The organism is Klebsiella sp. PK18 (assembly GCF_057784655.1).
Map to the genome: position 1 here is coordinate 243,138 of NZ_CM173493.1, position 26,000 is coordinate 269,137.

A 26,000-nucleotide genomic window follows, 5' to 3' on the forward strand; every position below is an offset into this window, starting at 1 on the left:
CATGATGAAAGTACTTTGTGGCGCGGTGCTCTCCGCGCTGCTGCTGGCGGCGGGCCCGGTGAGCGCCGCCTGCCAGTGGCCCGCCTGGGAGCAGTTTAAAAAAGCGTACGTCAGCCCTGAGGGACGGGTGATTGACCCCAGCGATGCGCGCAAAATCTCCACCTCGGAAGGACAGAGCTATGGCCTGTTTTTCGCCCTGGCCGCCAACGATCGCGCAGGGTTCGACAAACTACTGACCTGGACGCAGAACAACCTGGCGGAAGGCGACCTGCGGCAACATCTGCCGGGCTGGCTGTGGGGCAAAAAGGACGATGAGCAGTGGACGTTGCTGGACAGCAACTCGGCCTCCGACTCGGATCTGTGGATAGCCTGGGCGCTGCTGGAGGCGGGCCGCCTGTGGCAGCAGCCGCAGTACACCGAGACCGGCAAAGCACTGCTGGCGCGGATTGTCGAGGAAGAGACGGTGGCGGTGCCCGGTCTTGGCACGATGCTGCTGCCGGGAAAAGTCGGTTTTGCCGATGACAGCGGCTGGCGGTTTAACCCCAGCTATCTTCCGCCGCAGCTGGCCACCTACTTTGTGCGTTTTGGCGCGCCGTGGCCTGCCCTGCGCGACAGCAACCTGCGCCTGCTGCTGGAGACCGCGCCGAAAGGCTTTATCCCGGACTGGGTGCGCTATGAGAAAGGGAAAGGCTGGCAGCTGAAAACCGAAAAGCCGCTGATCGGCAGCTATGACGCGATTCGCGTCTACCTGTGGGTGGGCATGCTCCATGATGGCGATAAGCAGAAAGCGCGCCTGCTGCAACGCTTCGCGCCGATGGCGGCGCAGACCACGGAGCAGGGGGTGCCGCCGGAGAAAGTGAATATCGCCACCGGCAAAACCAGCGGCCAGGGGCCCGTGGGCTTCTCCGCGGTGATGCTACCGTTTTTACAGGACGACGAGGCCCGGTCGGTGCAACGCCAGCGCGTCGCCGATAACTATCCCGGCGCGGATGCCTACTACAGCGCAGTTCTGACGCTGTTCGGCCAGGGTTGGGATCAACACCGTTTTCGTTTCACTGCGGGTGGCGAATTACAACCTGACTGGAACCAGGAATGCGCAAGCTCTCACTAAGTTTACTCACGCTGTCCCTCGGCGTGGCGCTGCTGCCGTTAGCGCAGGCGGCGACGACGCCTGCCCAGGAGCATCTGCTGGAGCAGGTCCGCCTTGGCGAGGCCAGTAATCGTGAAGACCTGGTGCGCCAGTCGCTGTACCGCCTGGAGCTGATTGATCCCAACAACCCGGATCTGATTGCCGCGCGGATGCGCTACCTGCTGCGTCAGGGGGATGCCGCCGGGGCGCAAAAAGAGCTGGAACGATTGACGAAGCTGGCGCCGGACTCCCCGGAGCTGAAGGCGTCGCGCAATGAGATGAAAAGCAACACCGGCGAGGGCCGGCAGGCGCTGCAGCAGGCGCGACTGCTGGGCGTGGCCGGGAAGGTCGATGAAGCCATCGCCGCCTATGAAAAACTGTACGGCGGGGTGCCGGATGACGTTGACGTCGCCATTGAATACTGGACGCTGGTGGCGCGCCTGCCCGCTCGCCATAGCGAAGGCGTCAGCCAGTTGAAAAAGCTGAACGCCAGCGCGCCGGGCAACGTCAGCCTGCTGACTTCGCTGGCGAAGCAGATGTTTGCCGATAACAAACCGCAGGAAGGGTTTGCCTATCTGGCGGAGATGGCCCGCTCGGCCTCAGGACGCGGCATCGCCGCCGACATGTGGTTCAGTGAAGTGAAAAGCATGCCGGTGAGCAAGGCCAGCGTGCAGGCGTTGCAGCAATTTCTCCTGCAGTTTCCCACCGGCTCGGTGGCGGCGAACGCCCGCGTTCTGCTCGACCAGCAGCAGGCGCAGCTGCAGGATCCGACCTTCCGCGCCCGCTCGGAAGGGCTGGCGGCGGTCAAGTCCGGGAATGCCTCGCAGGCGGTCGCGGATCTTCAGAAAGCCGTTCAGGCCGACAGCCGCGACAGCGATGCGGTGGGCGCCCTCGGCCAGGCCTATTCCCAGCGCGGCGATCGCGCGCGGGCAGTGGCGCAGCTCAATAAAGCGATTGCCATGGACCCCGACAGCCCGAACCGCGGCAAATGGGACAGCCTGCTGCAAACCAACCGTTACTGGCTGCTGATCAAGCAGGGGGATAACGCCCTGAAAGCCGGCCAGCTTTCGCAGGCGCAGAACTATTATGCCCAGGCGCAGCGGGTCGATCGCACCGACAGTTATGCCGTGCTGGGATTGGGGGACGTCGCGGCGGCGCGCAAAGAGTCGGCAGCGGCGGAGCGCTATTACCAGCAGGCGTTGCGCCTGGATCGCGGTAATAATCTGGCGGTGCGCGGTCTGGCCAACCTCTATCGCGCCGAATCGCCGGAGAAAGCCAGCGCCTGGATCGCCGGCCTCCCTCCCGCTCAGCGGCGGAGCATCGATGATATTGAGCGCAGTCTGACCAACGACCGGCTGGAGAAACAGGCGCAGGCCCTGGAAAGTCAGGGCAACTGGGCGCAGGCGGCGGAAGTCCAGCGTCGGCGCCTGGCGCTGGATCCGGACAGCGTGTGGATAACCTACCGTCTGGCGCGCGATCTGGTTAGCGCCGGTGAACGCCAGGAGGCCGACGCGCTGATGCGGGCGATGGTCAACCGCCAGCCGCAGGATGCTGAACGGGTCTACGCCTCGGGGCTCTACCTGTCGGGAAACGACCAGGACGATCTGGCCCTGGCGCAAATCGCCGCTCTGCCGCGCAGCGCGTGGACGGATAATATTCGTGAGCTCGAAGCGCGTTTGCAAAGCGACCGGGTGCTGCGCCAGGCCAACCAGCTGCGCGACAGCGGTAACGAAGCGCAGGCGATCGCCCTTATCCAACAGCAGCCCGCCTCGGTGCGCTATGACCTGACGCTGGCCGACTGGGCGCAGCAGCGCGGCGACAGCCAGACGGCGATTGCCGACTATCAGCGGGTGCTGCGCCAGGAGGCCGACAATGGCGATGCGCGCCTCGGCCTTGCGGAAGTCTACCTGGCCGAGGGCGATAAACAGGCTGCCCGGGCGCAGGTCATGCAGTTGAAAGGCGCAGAGACCGAATCCATGAATATGCAGCGTCGGGTCGCGCTGGCGCGAGCCGGCCTTGGCGATACCGCTGATGCCCAACAGATTTTTAACCAGATTGTGCCGCAGGCGAAGGCGCAGCCGCCCTCGATGGAGAGCGCGTTGGTGCTGCGCGATGCCGCGCGCTTTGCCACCCAGACCGGGGCGCCGCAGCAGGCGCTGACGCACTACCGGGAGGCGATGGTGGCCTCCGGCATCGCCCCCGTGCAGCCGCAGAATAACGATACCTTTACGCGGCTGACGCGCAACGACAGCCAGGATGACTGGCTGAAGCGCGGGATCCGTAGCGATGCCGCCGATCTTTATCGCCAGCAGGATCTGAACGTCACCCTGGAACACGACTTCTGGGGTTCCAGCGGCACCGGCGGCTATTCCGACCTGAAGGCGCATACCACCATGCTGCAGGTGGATGCTCCGCTGGCGGATGGCCGGATGTTCTTTCGCACCGATCTGGTCAATATGGATGCCGGCAGCTTTTCCACCCACAGCGACGGGAGCTACTCGCCCAGCTGGGGCACCTGCGGGGAGATCGCCTGTACCAGCGGCAGTAAAAACCAGACCGACAGCGGGGCCAGCGTGGCGGTCGGCTGGAAGAATGACACCTGGAGCGGCGATATCGGCACCACCCCGATGGGCTTCAATGTCGTCGATGTGGTGGGGGGGCTGAGCTACAGCAGCGACGTCGGGCCGGTGGGGTACACGGTCAACGTCCACCGGCGCCCCATCTCCAGCTCGCTGCTCTCCTTTGGCGGGCAGAAAGACAGCAGCAGCCATACCGGCACCACCTGGGGCGGCGTCCGCGCCGACGGCGGCGGCCTGAGCCTCAGCTATGACCGGGGCGAAGCGCACGGCATCTGGTCCTCGCTGGGGGCCGATTCGCTGACCGGTAAAAACGTGGCGGATAACTGGCGCGTGCGCTGGATGACCGGGTACTACTACAAGGTCATCAACGAGAATAATCGTCGCGTCACCGTCGGCCTCAACAATATGATCTGGCACTACGACAAAGATCTCAGCGGTTACACCCTCGGCCAGGGCGGCTATTACAGCCCGCAGGAGTATCTCTCATTCGCCGTGCCGGTGACCTGGCGTCAGCGTACCGAGAACTGGTCCTGGGAGCTCGGCGGGTCGGTGTCATGGTCCCATTCGCGCACCCAGACGCAAGCCCGTTATCCGCTGCTGAACCTGATCCCGTCCGACTACCGCCAGCGCGCCAGCGAGCTGACGGAGGAGGGGAGCAGCAGTCAGGGATTCGGTTACACCGCCAGAGCGCTGGTGGAGCGGCGGGTGACCAGCAACTGGTTCGTCGGCGCCGCGGTCGATATTCAGCAGGCGAAGGATTACACCCCGAGCCATGCGCTGCTTTACGTCCGCTACTCGGCGGCCGGCTGGCAGGGGGATCTGGATATGCCGCCCCAGCCGCTGGTGCCCTACGCCGACTGGTAGCAGAATAGGCTGAATTACGTCACAGAGCGCCACTCCACGACGCGCTTCGCGTATACTCGTGAGGCATTGCCCACCGTCGGCCGCCGGGGCGATTTCCCCGGCGTCTGCGCCACCGCGCGGAAATATCCCGTCACTTCATCCCTCGCGGGCGTGGGCGAAGGATTTGAGTATATAATCAGCCTGAAACGACCGGCATTGAAGGATTGATACCGGGTATGCATTCAGTATCAGTGGAGAACACCGTTGCGCGTCAGCCGTTCACTTACAATCAAACAGATGGCGATGGTCGCGAGCGTGTCCATGGCCTTTGTATTGGTTTTTTGCACTATTTTGCTGTTTCACTTTGTGCAACAGAGTCGCTTTACCACGGCCACGCAGTTAGAAAGTATCGCGCGATCCGTTCGCGAACCGCTGTCTGCGGCTATTCTGAAAGCCGATATTCCGGAAGCGGAAGCCATTTTAAGCCGTATCCAGCCTGCTGGCATCGTCAGCCGGGCGGATGTGGTGTTGCCGAACCAGTTCCAGGCGCTGCGGATGCGATTTATCCCCGAGCGGCCGGTGCCGGTGACCGTCACCCGGCTGTTTGAGCTGCCGGTGCAGATTTCGCTGCCTATTTATTCACTGGAACGGCCGGCTAATCCCCAGCCGCTGGCCTATCTGGTGCTGCAGGCGGATTCATACCGCATGTATAAATTCGTCATGAGCGCCCTTGCTACGTTAGTGACGGCTTACTTACTTTTGGTGCTGATGCTGACGGTGGCGCTTACCTGGTGCATCAACCGGCTGATGGTGCGCCCCCTGCGGCGTATCGCCCGCGAGCTGAACGATCTCTCCCAGCAGGATCGTCTCGGCCATCAGCTAACGCTCCCGCGCCTGCACCATGACGACGAGATCGGTATGCTGGTGCGCAGCTATAACCGCAACCAGCAGAGCCTGGTGCGCCAGCATGATGAACTGTCCATCCAGTCGACCCGCTTCCCGGTCTCAGAGCTGCCGAATAAAGCCTTTTTGCTGGCGATGCTGGAGCAGACGGTGGCCCGCCCCCAGAGCGCCGCGCTAATCGTCGTCGCCTGCGAAACCCTGCAGGATGCCGCCGGGGTCCTCAAGGAGAGCCAGCGCGAAATGCTGCTCCTGACGCTGGTGGAGAAGCTGCGAGCCGCCATTCCGCCGCAAATGGTGCTGGCTCAGGTGAGCGGGTATGACTTCGCGATTCTCGCCGATGGCCTTGCCGAACCGTGGCAGGCGGTGACGTTAAGTAAGCAAGTGCTCACTATTATTAATGAGCGTTTGCCGCTGCATGGGCTGCAGCTGCGGCCCTACGCCAGCGTCGGGATCGCCATGTTCCACGCCGGGCTCAGCGCCGAGCAGTTTTACCGGCGCGCGGTGTCGGCTGCCGTCACCGCACGACGTAAAGGCAAAAACCAGATTGAGTTCTTCGATCCCGAGCAGATGGAAAAGGCTCAGCGCCGTCTGATGGAAGAGCACGACATTATGACCGCCCTCGACAACCAGCAGTTCGCTATCTGGCTGCAGCCGCAGGTGGCCTGCGCCAGCGGCGAGATCTGCGGCGCCGAAGTGCTGCTGCGCCAGCGGCAGGCGGATGGCAGCTGGTCGCTACCGCCGTCGCTGATTGAGCGCATTGAGTCCTGCGGGCTGATTATCCCGGTCGGCTACTGGGTGATGGAAGAGGCCTGCCGCCAGCTGGCGGCCTGGCAAAGCCAGGGGATTATGCTGCCGCTGTCGGTCAATGTTTCCCTGCTCCAGCTGCTGGAACACGACCGTGGCGAGGAGATGCTAAAGCTGATCGCCCGCTACCGTATCGCCCCTGGCACCCTCATCCTCGAGGTGACGGAGAGCTGCCGGATGGACGATCCGCAGGATGCGATGGCGCGGTTGCGACCGCTGCGCGAGGCCGGGGTACAGATTGCGCTGGATGATTTTGGCATGGGTTATGCCGGGTTGCACCAGCTGCAGCAGATGAAAGCTCTGCCGGTGGATATTCTGAAAATCGATAAAGTATTCATCGATATGCTGCCGGAGGATGTCAGCATGGTGCCGGCGATGATCCAGCTCGCGCGCGGCCTGTCGCTGCGTATCGTGGCGGAAGGGGTGGAGAACGACGCCCAGTACCGCTGGTTGCAAGCCGCGGGCGTCGAGGTGCTCCAGGGCCATCTGTTCGGTTGCGCTTTGCCGCTGGAGGCATTCAGCGCGCGCTATCTCTCCCCGGTTCGTGAGGATGAAAATTTGTAAATGTTTTGTTGACTTGTGCGAGTCAGCTCAAAGATTTTAACAATTGCGTTGCACTTTCGGCGTTAGTTATTTCTGAAATGTTTCCAGGGTGTTATTTTTAAGCCACAGACGTCAAATATCCCTTCTTGCTCTGTGGTTATTCCCAAAGGACACCCTATGAAAACCTCTATCTTTAAAAGCCTCTATGTCCAGGTTCTGACGGCCATAGCGATCGGTATTCTGCTGGGCCATTTTTACCCGGAACTGGGCGCGCAAATGAAACCCTTCGGCGACGCCTTCGTTAAGCTGATTAAAATGGTGATTGCTCCGGTTATCTTCTGTACCGTCGTGACGGGGATCGCCGGGATGGAAAGCATGAAAGCCGTCGGTCGTACCGGGGCGGTGGCGCTGCTCTATTTCGAAGTGGTCAGCACCATCGCGCTGATTATCGGTCTGATTATCGTCAACGTGGTGCAGCCTGGCGCCGGGATGAACGTCGACCCGTCAACGCTCGATGCGAAAGCGGTGGCGGTGTACGCTGAGCAGGCGAAAGACCAGGGGGTGGTGGCCTTTTTACTGGATGTGATCCCGGGCAGCGTCATTGGCGCCTTCGCCAGCGGCAACATTCTGCAGGTGCTGCTGTTCGCCGTCCTGTTTGGTTTTGCCCTGCACCGTCTGGGCAGCAAGGGCCAGCTGATTTTCAACGTCATTGAAAGCTTCTCCCAGGTTATCTTCGGCATCATCAATATGATCATGCGCCTGGCGCCGATTGGCGCCTTCGGGGCCATGGCCTTTACCATCGGTAAATATGGCGTCGGCACCCTGGTGCAGTTGGGGCAGCTGATCATCTGCTTCTACATCACCTGTATTCTGTTCGTGGTGGTGGTGCTGGGGAGTATCGCCCGGGCTACCGGCTTCAGCATCTTCAAATTTATCCGCTATATCCGTGAGGAGCTGCTGATTGTGCTGGGAACCTCCTCGTCAGAATCAGCGCTGCCGAGAATGCTCGACAAGATGGAGAAGCTGGGCTGCCGCAAATCGGTGGTGGGCCTCGTGATCCCGACCGGCTATTCGTTCAACCTCGATGGCACCTCCATCTACCTGACGATGGCCGCGGTCTTTATCGCCCAGGCGACCAACAGCCATATGGATATTTTCCATCAGATCACCCTGCTGGTGGTGCTGCTGCTCTCCTCGAAAGGGGCGGCGGGGGTGACCGGCAGCGGCTTCATCGTGCTGGCGGCGACCATCTCCGCCGTCGGGCATTTGCCGGTGGCGGGCCTGGCGCTGATCCTCGGTATCGACCGCTTTATGTCCGAAGCCCGTGCGCTGACCAACCTGGTGGGTAACGGCGTCGCTACGGTGGTGGTGGCTAAATGGGTCAAAGAACTCGATGCCAAACAGATGGATGATGTTCTGAATAACCGTGTTCCAGCGAACAAATCGCACGAATTATCCTCTTAAATCCTCCTCTTAGGCCCGTACTCCCTTGCTGGAGTACGGGCTCCTGCGCATAATTAGAGGTCATTTCCGCTTGGCGGAAATGACACGAAATGATTATTTTGCGTTGTCATGCGACATTTTCGTCTCCGTGTGGTCTAACCGACGTATTTCACTCTCACTTTTTTTCGGCAGCCCGTCAGTGGGGTGCTGTTGTAACCAGGAATGTTCATCAGGGGTTCACATGCAGGGCACAACAATTAAACTCTTAACGGGCGGTTTGCTGATGGTAGCGGCGGCCGGTTATGTGCAGGCAGAAGCGCTCCAGCCTGATCCGGCCTGGCAACAAGGGACCTTAGCGAATGGTTTGACGTGGCAGGTGCTGGCCACGCCGCAGCGTCCCAGCGACCGTATTGAAGTCCGTCTGTCCGTGAATATTGGCTCGCTGAGCGAAAGCACTCAGCAGAGTGGTTTCAGCCGCTTTGTTCCTCGCCTGGCGTTGACGCAAAGCGGCAGCCTGCCGACGATGCAGGCGCGCTCTTTATGGCAGCAGAGTATTGACCCGAAGCGTCCTCTGCCGCCGGCCATCGTCTCCTACGATTACACAATGTTTAATCTCAGTCTGCCCAATAACCGCAACGATCTGCTGAAAGAGGCGCTGAGCTGGCTGGCGGACGCCAGCGGTAAGCTGACCATTACGCCTGAATCGATCAATCATGCGCTGCAGGGCAGCGACATGGTGGCGACGTGGCCGCTGGATACCAAAGAGGGCTGGTGGCGCTACCGCCTGAAAGGGTCCACCATGCTGGGCCATGATCCTGCCGCGCCGCTGAAGCAGCCGATAGACGTGGCGCAGCTGAAAGACTTTTATCATAAATGGTACACCCCCGACGCCATGACGCTGATTGTGGTCGGTAACGTCGACAGCCGCAGCGTCGCTGAGCAAATCAGCAAAACCTTCGGCGATCTGAAGGGCAAGCGGGAAACGCCCGCGGCGGTGCCGACCTTATCGCCACTGCCTACCGTGCCGGTCAGCATCATGACCAGCGCGGTGCGTCAGGACAAACTGTCCATCATGTGGGATGCGCCCTGGCAGCCAATCCGCGACTCCGCGGCGCTGCAGCGCTACTGGCGCGACGACCTCGCCCGCGAAGCGCTGTTCTGGCACGTGCAGCAGAGCCTGAGCAAAAATAACGTGAAGGATATTGGTCTTGGCTTTGACTGCCGGGTGCTCTATCAGCGCGCGCAGTGCGCGATCAACATCGAATCGCCGGGCGAGCGTCTGAACAACAACCTGAGCGTGGTCTCGCGCGAGCTGGCGAAAGTGCGGGACAACGGCCTGCCGCAGGAGGAGTTTGACGCGCTTATCGCCCAGAAAAGCCTCGAGCTGCAGAGGCTGTTTGCCACCTATGCGCGCACTGACACCGATATTCTGATGAGCCAGCGCATGCGCTCCCTGCAGAATCAGGTGGTGGATATCGCGCCGGAGCAGTATCAGAAGCTGCGCCAGGAGTTCCTCAACTCCCTGACGGTAGACATGCTGAATCAGTACCTGCGTCAGCAGCTGTCCCAGGATATGGCGCTGGTGCTACAGCAGCCGAAAGGCGAACCGGAATACAACATGAAGGAGCTGCAGTCCACGTGGGAAAAACTGATGGCGCCGAATCCGGCGGCCGCGGCGGTCAGCGGCAGCGCTGATACAGTTGACGCCCACAGCGAGGCCAGCGACATCCCGCCAGGGCAGTAACTAACGCCTCTCCGGCGCGCCAGCGGCGGCCGGAGAGCGCTTCCTGCGGAGAATTACTGCGGCATCGCTTCCCGCGGGATGATCGCCCCGCGATACTGGATCACCGTGCTGGCGGTCAGGTGTCCGCGTTTGGCGGCGGATTCAGCATCGCCGCCGGTCAGGCGAACGGCCAGGTAGCCGGCGCTGAAGGAGTCTCCGGCGGCGGTGGTATCCACCACCTTCTCTTTGGCCAGCCTGACAGCCGGCACTTCCTGTAGCGGTTGCCCGCTAACCGAGACCAGGCAGGCATCCGCCCCGCGCTTCACCACCACCTCTTCCACGCCGGCGGCATGCGTGCGGGCGATCACCTCAGCAACCGGTTTTTCCCCCCACAGCGCGTCTTCATCATCGAGCGTCAGAAACGCGATATCGGTGCAGGCAAGCATCTCCTGATAGACCTGCTGCGTCTCCGCCTGGCTGGCCCACAGGCGTGGACGATAGTTGTTGTCGAAGATCACCTTGCCGCCCTTGGCGCGGCACTCACGCAGCAGCGTGAACAGCTTGTCGCGGCTGGCCGGGCTGAGAATGGCGAGACTGATGCCGCTCAGATAGAGATAGTCGAAAGTGGCCAGCTCTTCGCAAATCGCCGCCGCGCGATCGCTCTCCAGCCAGAACTTTGCCGCCGCCTCGTTGCGCCAGTAGTAGAAGGTGCGCTCGCCGGTGTCATCGGTTTCAATGTAATACAGCCCCGGCAGGCGGTCGGCCATCCGCTGGATAAGATCGGTGTTGACGTTTTCCTGCTGCCAGCTGTCGAGCATCTGCTGGCTGAAGGCATCGGTTCCCAGCGCGGTGACATAGTGGACGCTCAGTGCGCTGGCATCGGTCTGCCGCGCGATATAGACCGAGGTGTTTAAGGTATCGCCGCCAAAGCCGCGGTTAACGGCCCCGTTCTTCTCTGACAGCTCAATCATGCATTCGCCAATAACGGCAATTTTTTTAGACATAGCCAGAACCTGCAATGGAATCGATATAAGCGCTAGTGTGCGCTGCGCTGTTTTGCTGGTCAATCATATTAAAACATCGTTCCATTATTTTTTTGACCTGACGCGCGTAATGTGACGAAAAGCGCATTTCCAGGATAAACGCCGCGTTTTGACTATATTCAGGACTGACGTGATGCAAAAGGAGCGGAGTAGGGATGAGCAGAACCCGTAAAACGTTGGTTATCATCACAGGAACGATACTGTTGCTGATCGTTCTCTTCTTTATCGTGCTGGCCACCTTTGACTGGAACCGGCTGAAGCCGACGATCAATCAGAAAGTGTCCGCCGAACTTAACCGCCCGTTCGCCATCCGCGGCGATCTCGGCGTGGTCTGGGAGCGGCAGCCGGACGAGCGCGGCTGGCGCAGCTGGATCCCGTGGCCCCATGTGCACGCGGAAGATATCGTGCTGGGCAACCCGCCGGCCATCCCCCAGGTGACCATGATCCACCTGCCGCGGGTGGAGGCGACCCTCGCCCCGCTGGCGCTGCTGAGTAAAACGGTGTACCTGCCGTGGATCAAGCTGGAACAGCCCGATGTACGGCTGATCCGCCTGGCGGAAGACAATAATAACTGGACCTTTCAGCTGGCTGGCGATCAGCGTACGTCGGGCGACAGCGCCCCCTCCAGCTGGTCCTTTCGCCTCGATAATATTCTCTTTGACCGCGGGACTATCGCCATCGATGACAAGATCACCCGCAGCGATATCACCATCCTTGTCGATCCCCTCGGCAAACCGCTGCCGTTCAGCGAAGTGACCGGCACGAAGGATCAGCATAGCGCGGCGAAAGTGGGCGATTACGTCTTTGGCCTGTCGCTGAAGGGCCGCTACAAGGACCAGCCGGTCACCGGCAACGGTAAAATCGGCGGCATGCTGGCCCTGCGCAGCGCAAGCACCCCTTTCCCGCTGCAGGGCGACTTCCACTCCGGCAACACCCGGGTGGCATTCAGCGGCACGGTCAGCGACCCGCTCAACGTCGGCGGTATTGACCTGCGGCTGAAATTCGCCGGCGACTCGCTGCGCGATCTCTACGACCTGACCGGTGTGCTGCTGCCGGAGACGCCATCGTTCTCTACCGATGGCCGCCTGCGCGCCGACTTTAAGCAGAAAAACCGCATGCGTTTTGACTACCAGGATTTTAATGGTCGGATCGGCGATAGCGACATTCATGGCTCCCTCACCTATACCACCGGCAAACCGCGGCCGAAACTCAGCGGCGATATGGAGTCGAAGCAGCTGCGGCTGGCGGATCTCGGGCCGTTAATCGGCGTCGATTCCGGCAAAGGGACGAAGAAAGGTGCTGCGCGCCAGGCGGGCGACCGACCGCAGCCGGCGGGTAAAGTGCTGCCGGCAGACCGTTTTGAAACCGATAAATGGCAGGTGATGGATGCCGATGTACGCTTTAAGGGCCGGAGAATTGAGCACGGCGGCACCCTGCCGATCAGCGATCTGTCGACCCATGTGATCCTGGAAGATGGCGACCTGCGCCTGCAGCCGGTGCGCTTTGGCCTGGCCAACGGGTCGATTGCCGGCAGCGTACACTTGCAGGGCGATAAAAAGCCGCTGCAGGGTGAGGCCAATCTGCAGGCGCGACGCCTGAAGCTGAAGGCGCTGATGCCGAACGTCGAGATGATGCAGAAAACCCTTGGCGAGATGAATGGCGATGTTCAGCTGCGCGGCAGCGGCAACTCGGTGGCGGCCCTGCTCGGCAACAGTAATGGCAACCTGAAACTGCTGATGAACGACGGCCTGATCAGTCGTAACCTGATGGAAATTCTCGGTCTTAACGTCGGCAACTACCTGATCGGCCAGATTTTTGGTGATGAGGAAGTTCGGGTGAACTGTGCGGCGGCCAATATCGACGTGACCAACGGCGTCGCCCGGCCGCAGATTTTTGCCTTCGATACGGAAAACGCGCTGATCAATGTGACCGGAACCGCCAGCTTCGCCTCCGAGCAGCTGGACCTGACCATCGATCCGGAAAGCAAAGGCTTCCGGGTGATCACCCTGCGTTCACCGCTGTATGTTCGGGGCACCTTTAAATCGCCGCAGGCGGGGGTGAAGGCCGGGCCGCTGATTGTCCGCGGCGCGGTAGCGGCCGCGCTGGCAACCCTGGTGACGCCGGCCGCCGCGCTGCTGGCGCTGGTCTCCCCGGCGGAGGGCGATAGCAACCAGTGCCGGACCATTTTGTCGCAGATGAAAAAGTAGGGGAGAGCCCTGACGCCGCTGGCGTCAGGGCGAAGGATCACAACGACTGGTGGCGGGTCTCGTGGGTCAGCAGCAGGGCGATCAGCGTCAGCGCCGCCATCGCCGCCAGATAGGTGCCGACCGCCGCCAGGCCGTAGTTGCCCTGCAGCCAGGCGGCAATGTACGGCGCGACCGAGGCGCCGAGGATCGACGACACGTTATAGGAGAATGACGCGCCGGTGTAGCGCACTTCCGTGGGGAACAGCTCCGGGAGCAGCGCGCCCATCGGGCCAAAAGTCAGTCCCATCAGGCTTAAGCCCAGCAGCAGGAAGGCGAAGACCAGCAGCGGGTTACCGGAACCCAGCAGCGGTTTAAAAGCGAACAGGGCGAACAAAATAATCATCGTGGTGATGACAATCATGCTCTTGCGACGGCCAAAGGCGTCCGCCAGCAGGCCGGCGACAGGCACCATCACGCCGAAGCCAATCACCGCCATCATCAGCATCCACAGCACTTCGTTACGCGGCAGGCCCAGGCCATTCGGCGCGGCGCCGGTGCTGAAGGTCATCGAGTAGACGGTCATGATGTAGAACAGGGTATAGGTTGCCAGCATGATGAAGGTGCCCAGCACCGTCACGCGGACGTGTTTGGTCAACAGGGTACCCAGCGGGATTTTGACCTGTTTTTTCGCCGCTGCCACTTTGGCGAAGACCGGCGTTTCGTGCAGCGAGACGCGCACGTACAGACCGATGATCACCAGCACCGCGGAGAAGATAAACGGCACGCGCCAGCCCCACTCCATAAACTGCTGATCGGTTAACAGCCAGGAGAGCAGCAGGAAGGTGCCGTTGGCGAAGAAGAAGCCGATCGGCGCGCCCAGCTGCGGGAAGGAGCCGTACAGGGCGCGCTTGCGCGCCGGGGCGTTTTCCGTTGCCAGCAGCGCTGCGCCGCCCCATTCCCCTCCGAGGCCAAGCCCCTGACCGAAGCGCGCCAGCGCCAGCAGCATCGGCGCGACAATGCCAATGCTTTCATAGCCGGGCAGCAGGCCGATCACCACGGTGGAGATCCCCATGGTTAACAGCGAGGCCACGAGAGTGACCTTGCGGCCGACGCGATCGCCAAAGTGACCAAACAGCGCGGAGCCGATCGGCCGGGCGACGAAGGCGATGGCGAAGGTGGCCAGCGACTGCAGGGTGGCCGCGGCGGCATCGCCCTGCGGGAAAAAGATATGCGGGAAGACGATGACCGCGGCAGTGGCATAGATGTAGAAGTCGAAAAACTCAATGGCGGTGCCAATGAGCGAGGCGACAACGACTTTGTTGCGTGAATTGACCGGGGCGGTTTCCTGCGAGTTTTCGAGTGTGGTGGCTGTGGCTTGCATAGATCTTTCTTATTTTTGCGCGAACGAAAAGCCATATAGCCACAGCCACAGGGACATTTCAATCTGTAACAAACGTGGAAAGTGGGCAAAAAACAGGCAAAAAGCGGATAATTTTTACACCAGTAAAAATGGTTCTATGAAATGCTTCACACAATTAAAAAGATAGAGGATAAAACCAGTTTTTGGTTAAATAAAAGTTAATGGGTGGATTTATCTACTGAAATAAAGCGCGAGGATGAATTTTGCCTCTTCAATTCATCCTCGCAATGCGTTAACGGTGGGTTTTGCCAGGCATCCGCCGGTCGTCTTTATACTCCGCGGTGGCGATCCATGCGGCGCAGAATAGCGTCAGGCGGGCAAAGAAATAGAAAAAAGCCATCAGCCCCAGCACCGAACCGAACGCCGCCCCGGAGGGGGATTTCACCAGCGCCGGCAGCGTCCAGGTCATGACGATTTTGATGATTTCAAAGCCAATCGCCGCGATAAGCGTGCCGCGAAACAGGGCTTTGCGCCGCGGACGATGGCGCGGCAGCCGCCAGAAGATCCAGAAAAAGAGCAGATAGTTGGCAAAAATCGAGATGGCGAGGCCGATCAGCCGCCAGGCGGGCTTCAGCCATTCAATGTTGTCGAGATACAGCGCGGAGATAATCAACTGCTGGGCGGAACCCGCGACAGAAGTGATGGACAGCGTAATAATCAGCGCCACCAGCAGACCGATCAGCGAGATAAGATCGCGGAAGTATTTTATCCAGATTTTCTCTTCGTCCTGCGGCCGGCGCTCCCAGACGTCGCGCGACTGGGCGCGGATCGCTTCACGCAGATTGCCCATCCAGTTAATACCGGAATAGAGGGCGACCAGCAGGCCGACCAGACCGACGGCGGTGCGCTGCTGCACCGCGGTGTTGATGGTGTTTTTCAACGTCGCCGCCAGCGTCGGGTCGCTGACGTTTTGCAGAATCTTGTCGAAAATGTCCTGCAGCAGGGTCGGGTGCCAGGCCAGCACGAAACCGGCGGCGGCAAAGGAGACCATCAGGATTGGGATCATCGACAGGAACGAGAAGTAGGTGATGGCCGCGCCGAACTGATTGCCCAGCCGGTCATTGAAACGTTCTGCGGCGCGCAGTAAGTGGGCGATCACCGGGTTGCGCTGCACTTTGGCCGCCGTTCCGGTGACGGTCTTCAGCGCCTGGCTGGCTTTTTGCCCGACGGCCGTGTCATTGAGAGCGTCGAGGGGGCTTTTGTTTTTCTCCGGCTGCGTGTCCGGTTCCTGTGGTGGGCGTCGATCGTCGTTTTCCGGCGTCATACGTGATTTCTTCCTTTTTTACCGCGAGATTCAGCAAAAAGTATACCTTAAATGGCGTATCCTGCAGGAACGCATCTACCCGCCACCCGTTCACCATCCGCGGGGATCAATCGACATAATCTTTCATCAACCCGCCCAGCCACTCCATAAACAGATGTACGCGACGGGAGAGATTGCGCCGATGGGGGTAGATAAGCGAGACCGGCAGCGGCTCGGCGCGGTACTGGGGCAGGATCTCCGTCAGGTCGCCGGCGCGTAACGCCTCGCGCACGCCGGTACGCGGCACCTGAATGATCCCCAGCCCGGCGATACAGGCTGCCTGATAGGTTTCCGTACTGTTGACTGTCAATATGCCGCCGGTTTTTACCCAGCGCACCGCGCCATCGATCACCACCTCAAAGCCGGGGGGACGGACCCCGAGGGTGCTGGCGTAGTGGATCAGGGCATGATCCGCCAGATCCTCAAGGGATTGCGGATAGCCAAATCGCGCAAGGTAGTCCGGGCTGGCGCAGTTAATTTGCGTCAGCTTGCCCAGTGGGCGGGCGATAAGCCCTGAGTCTTTGAGCGCGCCGACGCGTACCACGCAGTCAAACCCCTCGCGGATCACGTCCACCAGCCGGTCGCTGCTGCTCAGCTCCAGTTCGATGCCCGGATACTGCTGTAAAAAAGTCGGCAGATGAGGGATCACCAGTTTTTTAGCAAAACCGACCGGCATATCCACCCGCAGCCGGCCGCTGATGCTCGCCGGATCGTGCTGGAACATGCCGTCCAGTTCGTCGAGGTTGCTCAGCAGATCTTTCGCCCGCTCGTAGTAGACCATCCCATCCTGGGTGAGCTGGACCCGGCGGGTGGTGCGGTGCAGGAGCCGCACGCCAAGATGGCTTTCCAGGGCCTGAATCTGTCGCGAGACGCTACCCTTAGGTAGCGCCAGGGTCTCGGCGGCGCGGGAGAAGCTCTCCAGATCCGCTACGCGAATGAATAACTGCATTGCATGAATTTTATCCATGCCGATCGCCTATTGTTGTTGTTAATGAAACAGTAAAACGCAATGTAGCGTATTTATTGTTGCATGAGCAGTTAATAAGCTACAACACAATCACAACGCAACCTGAAAGGGGTCTTCTGATGACACAACGTATCGCTTTAGTGACCGGCGGCAGCCGCGGTCTGGGTAAAAACGCCGCGTTGAAGCTGGCGGCAAAGGGAACCGATATTCTTTTGACCTATCACAGCAACCGCCAGGCGGCCCTCGACGTGGTGGCGGAAATAGAGCAAAAAGGGGTCAAAGCGGCAGCATTAGCGCTGAACGTCGGCGATTCCACAACATTTGACGCATTCGCCAGCGAGGTGGCGCAGGTGCTGGCGCAGAAGTGGGGACGCACAACCTTTGATTATTTACTGAACAATGCCGGGATCGGACTCAACGCGCCCTTCGCCGAGACCAGCGAAGCGCAGTTTGACGAGCTGATGAATATCCAGTTCAAAGGGCCGTTTTTCCTGACCCAGCGTCTGCTGCCTCTCCTGCAGGATGGGGGGCGTATCCTTAATGTCTCCAGCGGCCTGGCGCGCTTTGCCCTGCCGGGCTATGCGGCCTACGCCGCGATGAAGGGGGCGATGGAGGTTCTGACCCGCTATCAGGCGAAAGAGCTGGGCGGACGGGGGATATCGGTGAACATCATCGCGCCGGGTGCCATTGAGACCGACTTTGGCGGCGGGGAGGTGCGCGATAACGCCGAGGTGAATCGGCATATCGCCGCCCAGACTGCGCTGGGGCGCGTTGGGCTGCCGGATGATATCGGCGACGCCATCGCCGCCCTGCTCAGCGATGAGCTGGCGTGGATGAACGCGCAGCGTGTGGAAGTCTCGGGCGGGATGTTCCTCTGATCCTGACTGCCCCCAGCCTGTGACCGGCGGTGCGCTACGGCGCATCGCCCTCCCCACGCAGCCGACCGAACAGCCAGTCGTTGTGCCAGCGTCCGTTGAGCCAGTAGTTTTCCCGCAGCTCTCCCTCCAGCCGGAAGCCGGCTTTGAGCAGTAACTGCTTAGACGCCTCGTTGCCGGCGGTGACGCTGGCGGTCAGGCGGCGGACGCCGCCGGTGGTAAAGGCGTAGTCGCACAGCGCGCGCAGCGATTCGTAGCCGTAGCCCCGGCCCTGCGCCGCCGGGGCGAAGAGAAAGCCAACCTCGGCAATGTCGCGCTGATGATGCTGGTAACCGGTCAGGCCGAGCGGGGTATGGGTCAGCCTGTCGCGCACCACCAGGCACAGCCAGTGTTCATCCCCGGGCGTCCACGGCGGCAGCCGCGAATCGAACGCCTCGCGGATGGCCGCCTGCGGCCGGGGATCGGCAACGTAGAGCATGACCTGCGGATCCTGCTGCAGGGAAAGAAAAAACGACCAGTCGTCCAGCTGCAGCGGTGAGCAGCGCAGGCGCGGCGTCAGAAGTTCAGGCATAAGCGTCGTTCCGGGCAGGGCGAATCCTCTGAACATAGCAGGAGAAAGCCGCCGGGAACAGCCCGACTAGGTTGGCTCACCGTACAGGCCAATCAGCCGGCGCACCACGCCGTTGGTCCAGCCAAAGCCATCCTGCAGGGGATACTCCCCGCCGCCACCCTCATGCGGGACGCCGGTGGCAATATGGTATTTTTCAATCAGCTTGTGATGCTGCTTGTAAAAGTGGTTGACCGTCTGCAGCCAGCTCCAGGCAATCTCATCTCCCAGCGGATCCTGGCCGTAACGTTTAAATCCCTGAATCGCCATCCACTGCAGCGGCGCCCAGCCGTTGGGTTTATCCCACTGCTCACCGCTTTCATATTCGGTGGCCATGATCCCCCCGGGGGTGAGCAGGCGGGCCCGCACCGCATCGGCAAGGCGTTCTGCCTGCTCGTGAGTCGCCAGGCCGACGTAAAGGGTGACGATGCTGGCCGCGGAAAACAGCGCCAGCTGTTCACGGCGCCAGTCATAATCGCGGAAACAGCCGTTCTCATCATCCCACAGATAGCGGTTGACCGCCGCCCGCCGATCCTGAGCCTTCTGGCGGAAGGCCGCCTCTGTCTCGCGATCGCCCTTCAGGCCGGAGAGATTGGCGATGGTCGTCTCCAGCTTGAACAGGAAGGCGTTCAGGTCGATGGGGATAAACTGCGTCGTGCGGATGCTGGCCAGCCGCGTGATATCCCGCAGCCAGCGGCTGGAGTAGTCCCAGCCGGACGCGGCGCCCGCCCGCAGGTCGCGGTACACTTCATTGGCGGGCCGCCCGGAGTGTCGGGCGGTCTCCACGTCCTCGCGCCAGGACTCATCCCGCGGCGTGTCCCGGTCGTCCCAGTAGCGATTGAGCAGGGAGCCATCCGGCATACGCACCACGTGGCGATACGCCTGGTGCGGGATCAACGACTCGGCGCCGTCCATCCAGAAGGCGTGCTCCATCTTCAGATGGTCCAGATAGCGCTTCGCGCCGCGCACGCCATCCTCTTCAAAGAGTTCGACCATCAGGGCAAACACCGGCGGCTGCGATCGGCTGAGGTAGTAGGTGCGGTTGCCGTTCGGAATGTGACCGTAGGTTTCAATCAGCCAGGCAAAGTTATCGGCCATGCATTTCAGCAGATCTTCCCGGCCGCTCTCCGCCAGCCCCAGCATGGTGAAATAAGAGTCCCAGTAATAGGTTTCGCTAAAGCGACCGCCAGGCACAATATAGGCCTGCGGCAGCGCCAGTAGCGACGACCAGGGGATATGATCCTGAGGCTCGCGGGTCAGCACCGGCCACAGCTTATCGATGTGCTCTTTCAGCGTCAGGCTGGGGTCCGAGGTGTAGACGTCGGTCTGGTTCTCCGGCAGCCAGAAGTTGTCTTCCACGAACTGTCGCAGGTCGAAGTCGGGCTGACGTTTGACCTTCCGGTAGTGCCGCAGGATGTCCAGCGGATCGTGTTTCGGCGCGCAGTCGGGGAAGGTTTTGCTGTCGGCAAAGATGCGTGATTTCTGCACGTTGGTAAACAGCTCAAGATAGCGATCCGCCGGGGTAAGGGCATCGGACGCCGGAAGCCCCTCGATCACCTCAGGCTCCGGTTCAGCGTCTATCATCTCATCCAGCTTTAATTCGTACGGATCGGCTTCGTAGCAGGGATCGATGTCGATCCTTAACTCGTCGTCTTCAACGTGGCGTAATTTCTGGCTGAACATAGCGATACGGACCTCCGGATAGCGTGAGTTCGGGGCCGGGCATACCCGGCCTTGTCTATTAAGCGTAGACAGTCGCTTCGGTGAGTGTGAAGCAAACTGTGCGTGAGATCACGCTTTTCCGCCGAGAAGAAAAGCTGTCATTTTAAAGTATGTTGTTGATAAGTAATTAAAAATTGTACATCTTGGCACAGATGAAATTCGGAGCATTCATTATGCAACAAAATTTTATCCCGGCGCGCTCACTCCCACGCCGCCTCCAGCATCTCCAGCAGCTGTTCGCCGCTCAGGCTGACCGAGTTGGCCTTCATCGATGAGGAGGTGCTGGCGGCCAGCGCCGCCGGTTCCAGGGCATCGCGCGCTACGCCGAGGTCGCGCAGGGTGCCAAGGCCGGCGCGATGGCTCCATTCCCGCAGACTGTCCCAGACCCGATCCACAGGGACGTCCAGCCCGTCGGCCAGCCAGCGGCGAACGTCGTTGAAGCGCTGGCGCAGGGCAGGGTCGCTTATCTGCGACTCATTGAGCGCCAGGCCAAACGGCAGCAGGCTGCCGCATAAAGCACCGTGCGAGGCGCGGCTCAGGCCGCCCAGCGGGCCGGCAAGGCCGTGGATCACTCCCAGCCCGGCGTTCGCCAGCGCCAGTCCACCGCACAGGCTGACCCAGGCCATCTCGTCGCGGCTGGCCGGACACTCTTGTTCCATCAGGATTTTCAGCGCGCGGATGCCCCGCGGGATCGCCTGCTGGCAGAGGGCATCGGTGAAGGGAGTGGCCCGGCTGCAGAGCCAGGGCTCGATCACCTGGGTCAGGGCATCGAGGCCGGAGCTCAGGGTGATGCTCCGCGGCGCGTTGTCGGTCAGCGCCGGGTCGACAATCGCCAGGTCAGGCAGCATTCGGTCGTCGCGCAGGCTCACTTTCCGCTGTTGTTCCGGGACGTTGATCACCGCATTTTTGGTGACCTCCGCGCCCGTCCCGGCGGTGGTCGGGATCGCCACGAACGGCAGCGGACTGGCTTCCAGCTGACGACCCGTTCCCACCACCTCCAGATAGTCGACCAGCGGGCCGGCGGCGGGGACCAGCGCCGCAATCGCCTTACCGGCGTCAATCACCGCGCCGCCGCCGAGGCTGACCACTGCCCGGACGCCTTTCTCGCGCGCCAGCTGGACGCCCTGCTCGATATCGATAAGCCAGGGTTCGCGGCTTATCGCCAGCATCGTGACCTCCAGCTGCAGCGCCTCCAGCTGATGGCGCAGAAACGCCGCCCGCTGCGGGCTGGCGCCATGCACCAGCAGAATGGGGCCGCCCTGCTGCGCCAGCCAGGGGGCAGCGCTCAGGGCCTGACCACGGCCAAAACGAATATTTGCGGGCATCAAAACGGTAAAAGGGGTCAACATGTCGGGTTCCTTTTCGGCAAACAGGCTGGAATCAACTATACACATTATCCACTACTCTGCCTTGTTGCTGGCTGGCAAGGCTGACAATAGAGTAGAGTGAAAGATCTCTCTTTTATGGCTGAGGAATCGCTGACAATGCTAACAATTCTGGGCAAACGCTCTTCAATCAATGTACGGAAAGTGTTGTGGACCTGCGAGGAAGCCGGGCTGGCGTACCAGCAGGAGGATTACGGCAGCGGATTTAAGCCTCTGGATACGCCTGAGTTTCAGCGCCTGAATCCTAACAGCCTGGTGCCGGTGCTGCTGGACGGTGACTTCGTGCTCTGGGAGTCGAACAGTATCTGCCGCTATCTGGCGCGGAAAGCGGAGCGCTGGGATCTGCTGCCCGCCGAGCCACAGCCCGCCGCCGAGGTGGAGCACTGGATGGACTGGCAGGCGACCGAGTTTAACACTGCCTGGCGCCATGCCTTTATGGGGCTGGTGCGTAAAGATCCGCGCTTTCAGGATCCGGCGGCGATTAAAGAGAGTATTGCCACCTGGACCCACTGCGTGCGCATTGTCGAAGCGCAACTGCAGCGTACCGGGGCGTGGATAGCCGGCGAGCGCTTCACTCTCGCCGATATCGTGCTGGGGCTGTCGGTGCATCGCTGGAAGATGACCCCTTTTGCCCATCCGGAGATGCCGGCCGTGGAACGCTGGTATATGGCGCTCAATCAGCGCCCGGCGTTTATGCGCCACGGCAATAACGGCGTGGCCTGAACATAAAAAAAGAAGCCCCTGGGGCTTCTTTTTATCATCCGGCGATCGCGTCTTAGCGCATGGTGACGAACTCTTCTGCCGCCGTCGGGTGAATGGCAACCGTGTTGTCGAAGTCTTTTTTGGTGGCGCCCATCTTCAGGGCCACCGCAAAGCCTTGCAGCATCTCATCCATCCCGAAGCCAATGCCGTGGATCCCGACAATCTTCTCTTCCGGGCCGACGCACACCAGCTTCATGCGGCACGGCTGGCGGTGCGAGGTGACGGCGGTGTACATCGCGGTGAAAGAGGATTTGTAGACCTTCACGGCATCGTCGCCGTACTGCTCGCGCGCCTGCGGCTCGGTTAAGCCGACGGTGCCGATAGGCGGGTGGCTGAAGACCACGGTCGGGATGTTGCTGTAGTCCAGATGCTCTTCCGGCTTGTTGTTAAACAGGCGTTCGGAGAGGCGACGGCCTGCGGCCACGGCCACCGGGGTCAGCTCGACGGCGCCAGTGTTATCGCCCACCGCGTAGATGCCCGGCACGTTGGTGTTCTGGAACTTATCAACGACGATGTAGCCTTTTTCGTTGGTTTTGACGCCAGTAGCCGCCAGGTTGAAGTTATCGGTCGCCGGTTCGCGGCCAATCGCCCAAATCAGGCAATCTACGGTCTGGCTGCGGCCATCTTCCAGCTCCAGCGTCAGGCTGCCGTCGGCATTCTTGACTACCGCTTTCGGGATCGCGTTGGTGTGGAGCTGCGGGCCTTCGGCGTTCATCACTTCCACCAGGGTCTCCACGATCAGCGGATCGAAGCTGCGCAGCGGCGCGTGTTTACGCACGAACAGGTGCGTTTCGGCGCCGAGGCCGTTAATCACCCCCGCCAGCTCAACGGCGATATAGCCCGCGCCGACCACCGCCACGCGCTTCGGCAGCGCCGGCAGTTCAAAGAAACCGTCGGAATCAATACCGTATTCCACACCCGGAATATTCGGGTGGCTCGGCCGGCCGCCGGTGGCGATCAGGATATGGTCAGCGGTGATCGTCTCGCCGTTCACTTCCACGGTATGGGCATCGACAAAGCGCGCGAAGCCTTTGATCACGTCGACGTTGTTCTTACCCAGTACGTTGTCGTAGGAGGTATGGATGCGGTCGATGTAGGCGCTACGGCTGGCGACCAGCTTCTCCCAGTCGAAATGGTTGATGGTGGTATCGAAACCGTAGTCCGGGCCGTAAAGATGAATCGCTTCGCGGATCTGCGCCGCATGCCACATTACTTTTTTCGGCACGCAGCCGACGTTGACGCAGGTGCCGCCCAGTTCTTTGGCTTCAATCAGCGCGCACTTCTGGCTGTACATGGCCGCGCGGTTAATCGAGGCGATACCGCCGCTACCGCCGCCGATGGCGAGGTAATCATAATGTTTGCTCATGCCCATATGTCCTTAATCGTTGATTGCCGCGATTGTAGCGCGAGGCTTAAAAGGTTCCACCGATGGTTGCGATTACTCCGGTACGATCCAACTGACGGTAGCGTGGCCGGTGCCGGCCGGAACCAGCTTGCTGTGCAGCCACGGCAGCACATTGTTCATCTGCTGCTCCAGCTTCCACGGCGGGTTGATGACGATCATCCCGGAGGCGGTCATGCCGCGCTGGTCGCTGTCCGGACGCACCGCCAGCTCGATTTGCAGAATTTTGCGAATGCCGGTGGCTTCTAACTCTTTGATCATGCGTTTGATCTGTGCGCGCAGCACGACCGGATACCACAGGGCGTAGGTACCGGTGGCGAAGCGTTTGTAGCCTTCGTGGATCCCGGTCACCACCGCCTGATAGTCGGTTTTAATTTCGTACGGCGGGTCGATCAGAATCAAACCGCGGCGCGATACCGGCGGCAGCTTGGCTTTCAGCTGCTGGTAGCCATCGGCTTTATCGACGCGCGCGCGGCGGTCTTTCTGGAATTCAGCGCGCAGCAGCGGGAAGTCGCTCGGGTGCAGCTCGGTCATCTGCAGGCTGTCCTGCTCGCGCAGCAGCTGGCGGGCGATCAGCGGAGAGCCCGGATAGTAGCGCAGCTGGCCATTACGGTTGAAGTGTTCGACCACGGAAATATACGGCTCCAGCTCTGCCGGCAGGTCGTCCTGCTGCCAGATGCGGGCGATGCCTTCGAGATACTCGCCCGTACGCTCGGCGTGCTCGCCGCTCAGCTGATAGCGGCCCGCGCCAGCGTGGGTGTCCAGGTAGAGAAACGGTTTTTCTTTCTCTTTCAGCGCTTCGATGATCAGGCTCTGAACAGTGTGTTTGAGGACGTCGGCGTGGTTGCCTGCGTGAAAGCTGTGGCGATAACTGAGCATGGATACAGAGATTCCGGGAAGTAAACAAGTTAACCGATAGTTTACCGCAGATCGGCCGAGATTACCGCTGCGCCGCCGCGCTGTTTCATTTCTGCCAAAAGCGTTGCAAAACATAACGCTGTCATAAAAACGTCAAACGGCCGCGCTAGCGTCGGGTGCAGGCAAGGTAATTATCTGAATAAAAGGAAAAATAATGAAAAGGCAACTCTCACTGCTGGCCATCGCGCTGCTGCTGGCGCAACCGGTTCTGGCCAAAGACATCCCGCTGGACAGGGCGGCGGCCCTCGCCAATAGCGTGACGCCGGCTGCCTCCAGCCAGGCGTATGACGATCTTGAGCAACAGGGGCTGACGCAGCTACGTCACGCTCTGCAGGGGGATGCCGCCACGCTGACCCGCGATCGGCTGGCGCACACGAAACAAAACAAAACTCAGGCCGATACCGCCTGGCTGAAGGCCAGCGGCTATGACTTCCAGACCCGGGCCAACCAGCAGGCGGGTATTGCGCTGTTGTCGGCGTTCAGCACCCTGCCGGAGACCGTCGTGAAGCAGAATCTGGCGACGGTGACTAGCATCAATCGCGATGCCGTGCAGACGACACGCCGTCAGGCGCTGGCCGATGCGGAAGGGATTAGCTACCTCTACTTCCTCAGCGATGCGCTGGGGCCGCGGCTGGGCAAAGCGTTTCTGACCGCCTATGACCAGGGCGCGCTGGGGAAAGCGGCAGCATTGATCAAAGCCTCGGAAGTCAGCACCGGCGAGGCGAAAAAGCACTTCAACAATCCGCGGCCGTTTCTGGTTCAGGGCAACACCATTCACCTGGTGCCTGACGACGTGGTGGTGAAGGATAACCAGCCCTATACCGCCGACGGCGGCTCGTTCCCCAGCGGCCACACCAACACCGGCTATACCGATGCGCTGCTGCTGGCGGCGATGATCCCGGAGCGCTACGACGCGCTGGTAACCCGCGGCGCCCGCTATGGCTACTCGCGCATCGTGCTGGGCGTCCACTATCCGCTGGACGTGATCGGCTCGCGGATGGTGGCCGAGCGCAACGTGGCCCATTATCTTAACGATCCGCACTACCGGGTATTATTTAACGAAGCTCGCGATCAGCTGCGCGCCGCGCTGGCGAAAGCCTGCGGCACATCGCTTGCTGAGTGCGCGAAGAGCAGCGTGAAAGACGATCCCTGGCGCGATCCGGCGATGCGTGATTTCTCTCGTTTCACCATGACCTACGATCTGCCGCAGCAGAAGGGGCCGCAGCCGCGTCTGCAGGTGCCTGAGGGGGCGGAAGTACTGCTGGAGGCTGCCCTGCCGCAACTGTCAGCGGCCCAGCGTCGGGCGTTGATGGTCAACACCGCGCTGCCGGCGGGTTACCCCCTTTCCGGCGCCACCCCCGAACAGCAGTTCTGGCAGCGGCTGAATCTGTCGGCGGCCTGGGAGATGGCGCAAAAAAGGCATTAATGCGGTTTCCGGCACGC

Annotated in this window: 18 protein-coding genes; 9 read left to right on the top strand and 9 right to left on the bottom strand. The window is 61.0% G+C overall.

What is annotated here, in order from left to right; genetic code table 11:
- The first annotated feature begins 1 nt into the window (after position 1).
- From bcsZ to AC3EMD_RS01160, 5 genes are all read left to right on the top strand, one after another.
- The gene (gene bcsZ, locus AC3EMD_RS01140) at positions 2-1,111 is read left to right on the top strand and encodes a cellulose synthase complex periplasmic endoglucanase BcsZ (RefSeq protein WP_012967091.1); all 1,110 of its coding nucleotides are present in this window, start codon (positions 2-4) and stop codon (positions 1,109-1,111) included.
- Positions 1,093-4,572: a cellulose synthase complex outer membrane protein BcsC gene (gene bcsC / locus AC3EMD_RS01145; protein WP_008806918.1), complete on the top strand. Its 3,480-nt coding sequence runs from the start codon at positions 1,093-1,095 to the stop codon at positions 4,570-4,572. Before bcsZ ends, bcsC begins: the two co-directional genes overlap by 19 nt.
- A 243-nt stretch (positions 4,573-4,815) precedes the next feature.
- Positions 4,816-6,822, top strand: a complete 2,007-nt coding sequence (hmsP, locus tag AC3EMD_RS01150; RefSeq protein WP_302073892.1) for a biofilm formation regulator HmsP — start codon at positions 4,816-4,818, stop codon at positions 6,820-6,822.
- Between the two features lie 156 nt (positions 6,823-6,978).
- The gene (locus AC3EMD_RS01155) at positions 6,979-8,265 is read left to right on the top strand and encodes a dicarboxylate/amino acid:cation symporter (protein WP_008806920.1); all 1,287 of its coding nucleotides are present in this window, start codon (positions 6,979-6,981) and stop codon (positions 8,263-8,265) included.
- Between the two features lie 220 nt (positions 8,266-8,485).
- Entirely contained in the window at positions 8,486-9,988 is a 1,503-nt protein-coding gene (locus tag AC3EMD_RS01160; RefSeq protein WP_204364557.1) for a M16 family metallopeptidase, read from the top strand.
- 53 nt (positions 9,989-10,041) lie between these two features.
- Here AC3EMD_RS01160 and kdgK read toward each other — a convergent pair whose 3' ends face one another.
- Positions 10,042-10,971: a 2-dehydro-3-deoxygluconokinase gene (gene kdgK, locus AC3EMD_RS01165; protein WP_302073893.1), complete on the bottom strand. Its 930-nt coding sequence runs from the start codon at positions 10,969-10,971 to the stop codon at positions 10,042-10,044.
- A gap of 194 nt (positions 10,972-11,165) precedes the next feature.
- On the opposite strand from kdgK, the gene AC3EMD_RS01170 reads away from it, so the two are divergent.
- Positions 11,166-13,217: an AsmA family protein gene (locus AC3EMD_RS01170; protein ID WP_012967095.1), complete on the top strand. Its 2,052-nt coding sequence runs from the start codon at positions 11,166-11,168 to the stop codon at positions 13,215-13,217.
- A 37-nt stretch (positions 13,218-13,254) separates the two neighbouring features.
- Here the strand turns inward: AC3EMD_RS01170 and AC3EMD_RS01175 are convergent, their stop codons facing one another.
- The 3 genes from AC3EMD_RS01175 to AC3EMD_RS01185 all read right to left on the bottom strand — a co-directional run bounded on the left by AC3EMD_RS01175 (position 13,255) and on the right by AC3EMD_RS01185 (position 16,886).
- Complete coding sequence (locus AC3EMD_RS01175) at positions 13,255-14,577, bottom strand: MFS transporter (RefSeq protein ID WP_012967096.1); 1,323 nt, start codon at positions 14,575-14,577, stop codon at positions 13,255-13,257.
- Positions 14,578-14,848: 271 nt separating this feature from the next.
- Complete coding sequence (yhjD, locus tag AC3EMD_RS01180) at positions 14,849-15,880, bottom strand: inner membrane protein YhjD (RefSeq protein WP_008806925.1); 1,032 nt, start codon at positions 15,878-15,880, stop codon at positions 14,849-14,851.
- A 106-nt stretch (positions 15,881-15,986) separates the two neighbouring features.
- Positions 15,987-16,886: a LysR family transcriptional regulator gene (locus AC3EMD_RS01185; protein ID WP_022065187.1), complete on the bottom strand. Its 900-nt coding sequence runs from the start codon at positions 16,884-16,886 to the stop codon at positions 15,987-15,989.
- Between the two features lie 119 nt (positions 16,887-17,005).
- Between AC3EMD_RS01185 and AC3EMD_RS01190 the strand changes: the two genes are divergently transcribed.
- The gene (locus AC3EMD_RS01190; protein ID WP_002921336.1) at positions 17,006-17,764 is read left to right on the top strand and encodes an SDR family NAD(P)-dependent oxidoreductase; all 759 of its coding nucleotides are present in this window, start codon (positions 17,006-17,008) and stop codon (positions 17,762-17,764) included.
- Positions 17,765-17,798: 34 nt separating this feature from the next.
- Here AC3EMD_RS01190 and AC3EMD_RS01195 read toward each other — a convergent pair whose 3' ends face one another.
- The 3 genes from AC3EMD_RS01195 to AC3EMD_RS01205 form a co-directional block, all read right to left on the bottom strand.
- A complete protein-coding gene (locus AC3EMD_RS01195) occupies positions 17,799-18,332 on the bottom strand; it encodes a GNAT family N-acetyltransferase (RefSeq protein ID WP_002921333.1) in 534 nt (177 codons plus the stop codon).
- Between the two features lie 66 nt (positions 18,333-18,398).
- Complete coding sequence (locus AC3EMD_RS01200; RefSeq protein WP_032740305.1) at positions 18,399-20,051, bottom strand: alpha,alpha-trehalase; 1,653 nt, start codon at positions 20,049-20,051, stop codon at positions 18,399-18,401.
- A 239-nt stretch (positions 20,052-20,290) separates the two neighbouring features.
- Positions 20,291-21,439: an iron-containing alcohol dehydrogenase gene (locus AC3EMD_RS01205; protein WP_117116349.1), complete on the bottom strand. Its 1,149-nt coding sequence runs from the start codon at positions 21,437-21,439 to the stop codon at positions 20,291-20,293.
- Between the two features lie 135 nt (positions 21,440-21,574).
- Here AC3EMD_RS01205 and AC3EMD_RS01210 point away from each other — a divergent pair, with 135 nt between their 5' ends.
- On the top strand, positions 21,575-22,198 hold the full coding sequence (locus AC3EMD_RS01210; RefSeq protein WP_012540364.1) for a glutathione S-transferase family protein: 624 nt from the start codon (positions 21,575-21,577) through the stop codon (positions 22,196-22,198).
- A 52-nt stretch (positions 22,199-22,250) separates the two neighbouring features.
- Here AC3EMD_RS01210 and gorA read toward each other — a convergent pair whose 3' ends face one another.
- Together gorA and AC3EMD_RS01220 are read right to left on the bottom strand one after the other, a co-directional pair.
- Entirely contained in the window at positions 22,251-23,603 is a 1,353-nt protein-coding gene (gorA, locus tag AC3EMD_RS01215) for a glutathione-disulfide reductase (protein ID WP_302073894.1), read from the bottom strand.
- A gap of 72 nt (positions 23,604-23,675) precedes the next feature.
- On the bottom strand, positions 23,676-24,518 hold the full coding sequence (locus AC3EMD_RS01220) for a 23S rRNA (adenine(2030)-N(6))-methyltransferase RlmJ (RefSeq protein ID WP_012967103.1): 843 nt from the start codon (positions 24,516-24,518) through the stop codon (positions 23,676-23,678).
- Between the two features lie 193 nt (positions 24,519-24,711).
- Between AC3EMD_RS01220 and AC3EMD_RS01225 the strand changes: the two genes are divergently transcribed.
- A complete protein-coding gene (locus tag AC3EMD_RS01225) occupies positions 24,712-25,983 on the top strand; it encodes an acid phosphatase (protein ID WP_110245049.1) in 1,272 nt (423 codons plus the stop codon).
- The last annotated feature ends 17 nt before the right edge of the window (positions 25,984-26,000 follow it).

What these genes read in the sequence shown, in the direction of transcription:
- bcsZ (WP_012967091.1), top strand. Translation starts at nt 2, where the DNA reads ATGATGAAAGTACTTTGTGGCGCGGTGCTCTCCGCGCTGCTGCTGGCG.
- bcsC (WP_008806918.1), top strand. Translation starts at nt 1,093, where the DNA reads ATGCGCAAGCTCTCACTAAGTTTACTCACGCTGTCCCTCGGCGTGGCG.
- AC3EMD_RS01155 (WP_008806920.1), top strand. Translation starts at nt 6,979, where the DNA reads ATGAAAACCTCTATCTTTAAAAGCCTCTATGTCCAGGTTCTGACGGCC.
- AC3EMD_RS01160 (WP_204364557.1), top strand. Translation starts at nt 8,486, where the DNA reads ATGCAGGGCACAACAATTAAACTCTTAACGGGCGGTTTGCTGATGGTA.
- kdgK (WP_302073893.1), bottom strand. Translation starts at nt 10,971, where the DNA reads ATGTCTAAAAAAATTGCCGTTATTGGCGAATGCATGATTGAGCTGTCA.
- AC3EMD_RS01170 (WP_012967095.1), top strand. Translation starts at nt 11,166, where the DNA reads ATGAGCAGAACCCGTAAAACGTTGGTTATCATCACAGGAACGATACTG.
- AC3EMD_RS01175 (WP_012967096.1), bottom strand. Translation starts at nt 14,577, where the DNA reads ATGCAAGCCACAGCCACCACACTCGAAAACTCGCAGGAAACCGCCCCG.
- yhjD (WP_008806925.1), bottom strand. Translation starts at nt 15,880, where the DNA reads ATGACGCCGGAAAACGACGATCGACGCCCACCACAGGAACCGGACACG.
- AC3EMD_RS01185 (WP_022065187.1), bottom strand. Translation starts at nt 16,886, where the DNA reads ATGGATAAAATTCATGCAATGCAGTTATTCATTCGCGTAGCGGATCTG.
- AC3EMD_RS01190 (WP_002921336.1), top strand. Translation starts at nt 17,006, where the DNA reads ATGACACAACGTATCGCTTTAGTGACCGGCGGCAGCCGCGGTCTGGGT.
- AC3EMD_RS01195 (WP_002921333.1), bottom strand. Translation starts at nt 18,332, where the DNA reads ATGCCTGAACTTCTGACGCCGCGCCTGCGCTGCTCACCGCTGCAGCTG.
- AC3EMD_RS01200 (WP_032740305.1), bottom strand. Translation starts at nt 20,051, where the DNA reads ATGTTCAGCCAGAAATTACGCCACGTTGAAGACGACGAGTTAAGGATC.
- AC3EMD_RS01205 (WP_117116349.1), bottom strand. Translation starts at nt 21,439, where the DNA reads ATGTTGACCCCTTTTACCGTTTTGATGCCCGCAAATATTCGTTTTGGC.
- AC3EMD_RS01210 (WP_012540364.1), top strand. Translation starts at nt 21,575, where the DNA reads ATGCTAACAATTCTGGGCAAACGCTCTTCAATCAATGTACGGAAAGTG.
- gorA (WP_302073894.1), bottom strand. Translation starts at nt 23,603, where the DNA reads ATGAGCAAACATTATGATTACCTCGCCATCGGCGGCGGTAGCGGCGGT.
- AC3EMD_RS01220 (WP_012967103.1), bottom strand. Translation starts at nt 24,518, where the DNA reads ATGCTCAGTTATCGCCACAGCTTTCACGCAGGCAACCACGCCGACGTC.
- AC3EMD_RS01225 (WP_110245049.1), top strand. Translation starts at nt 24,712, where the DNA reads ATGAAAAGGCAACTCTCACTGCTGGCCATCGCGCTGCTGCTGGCGCAA.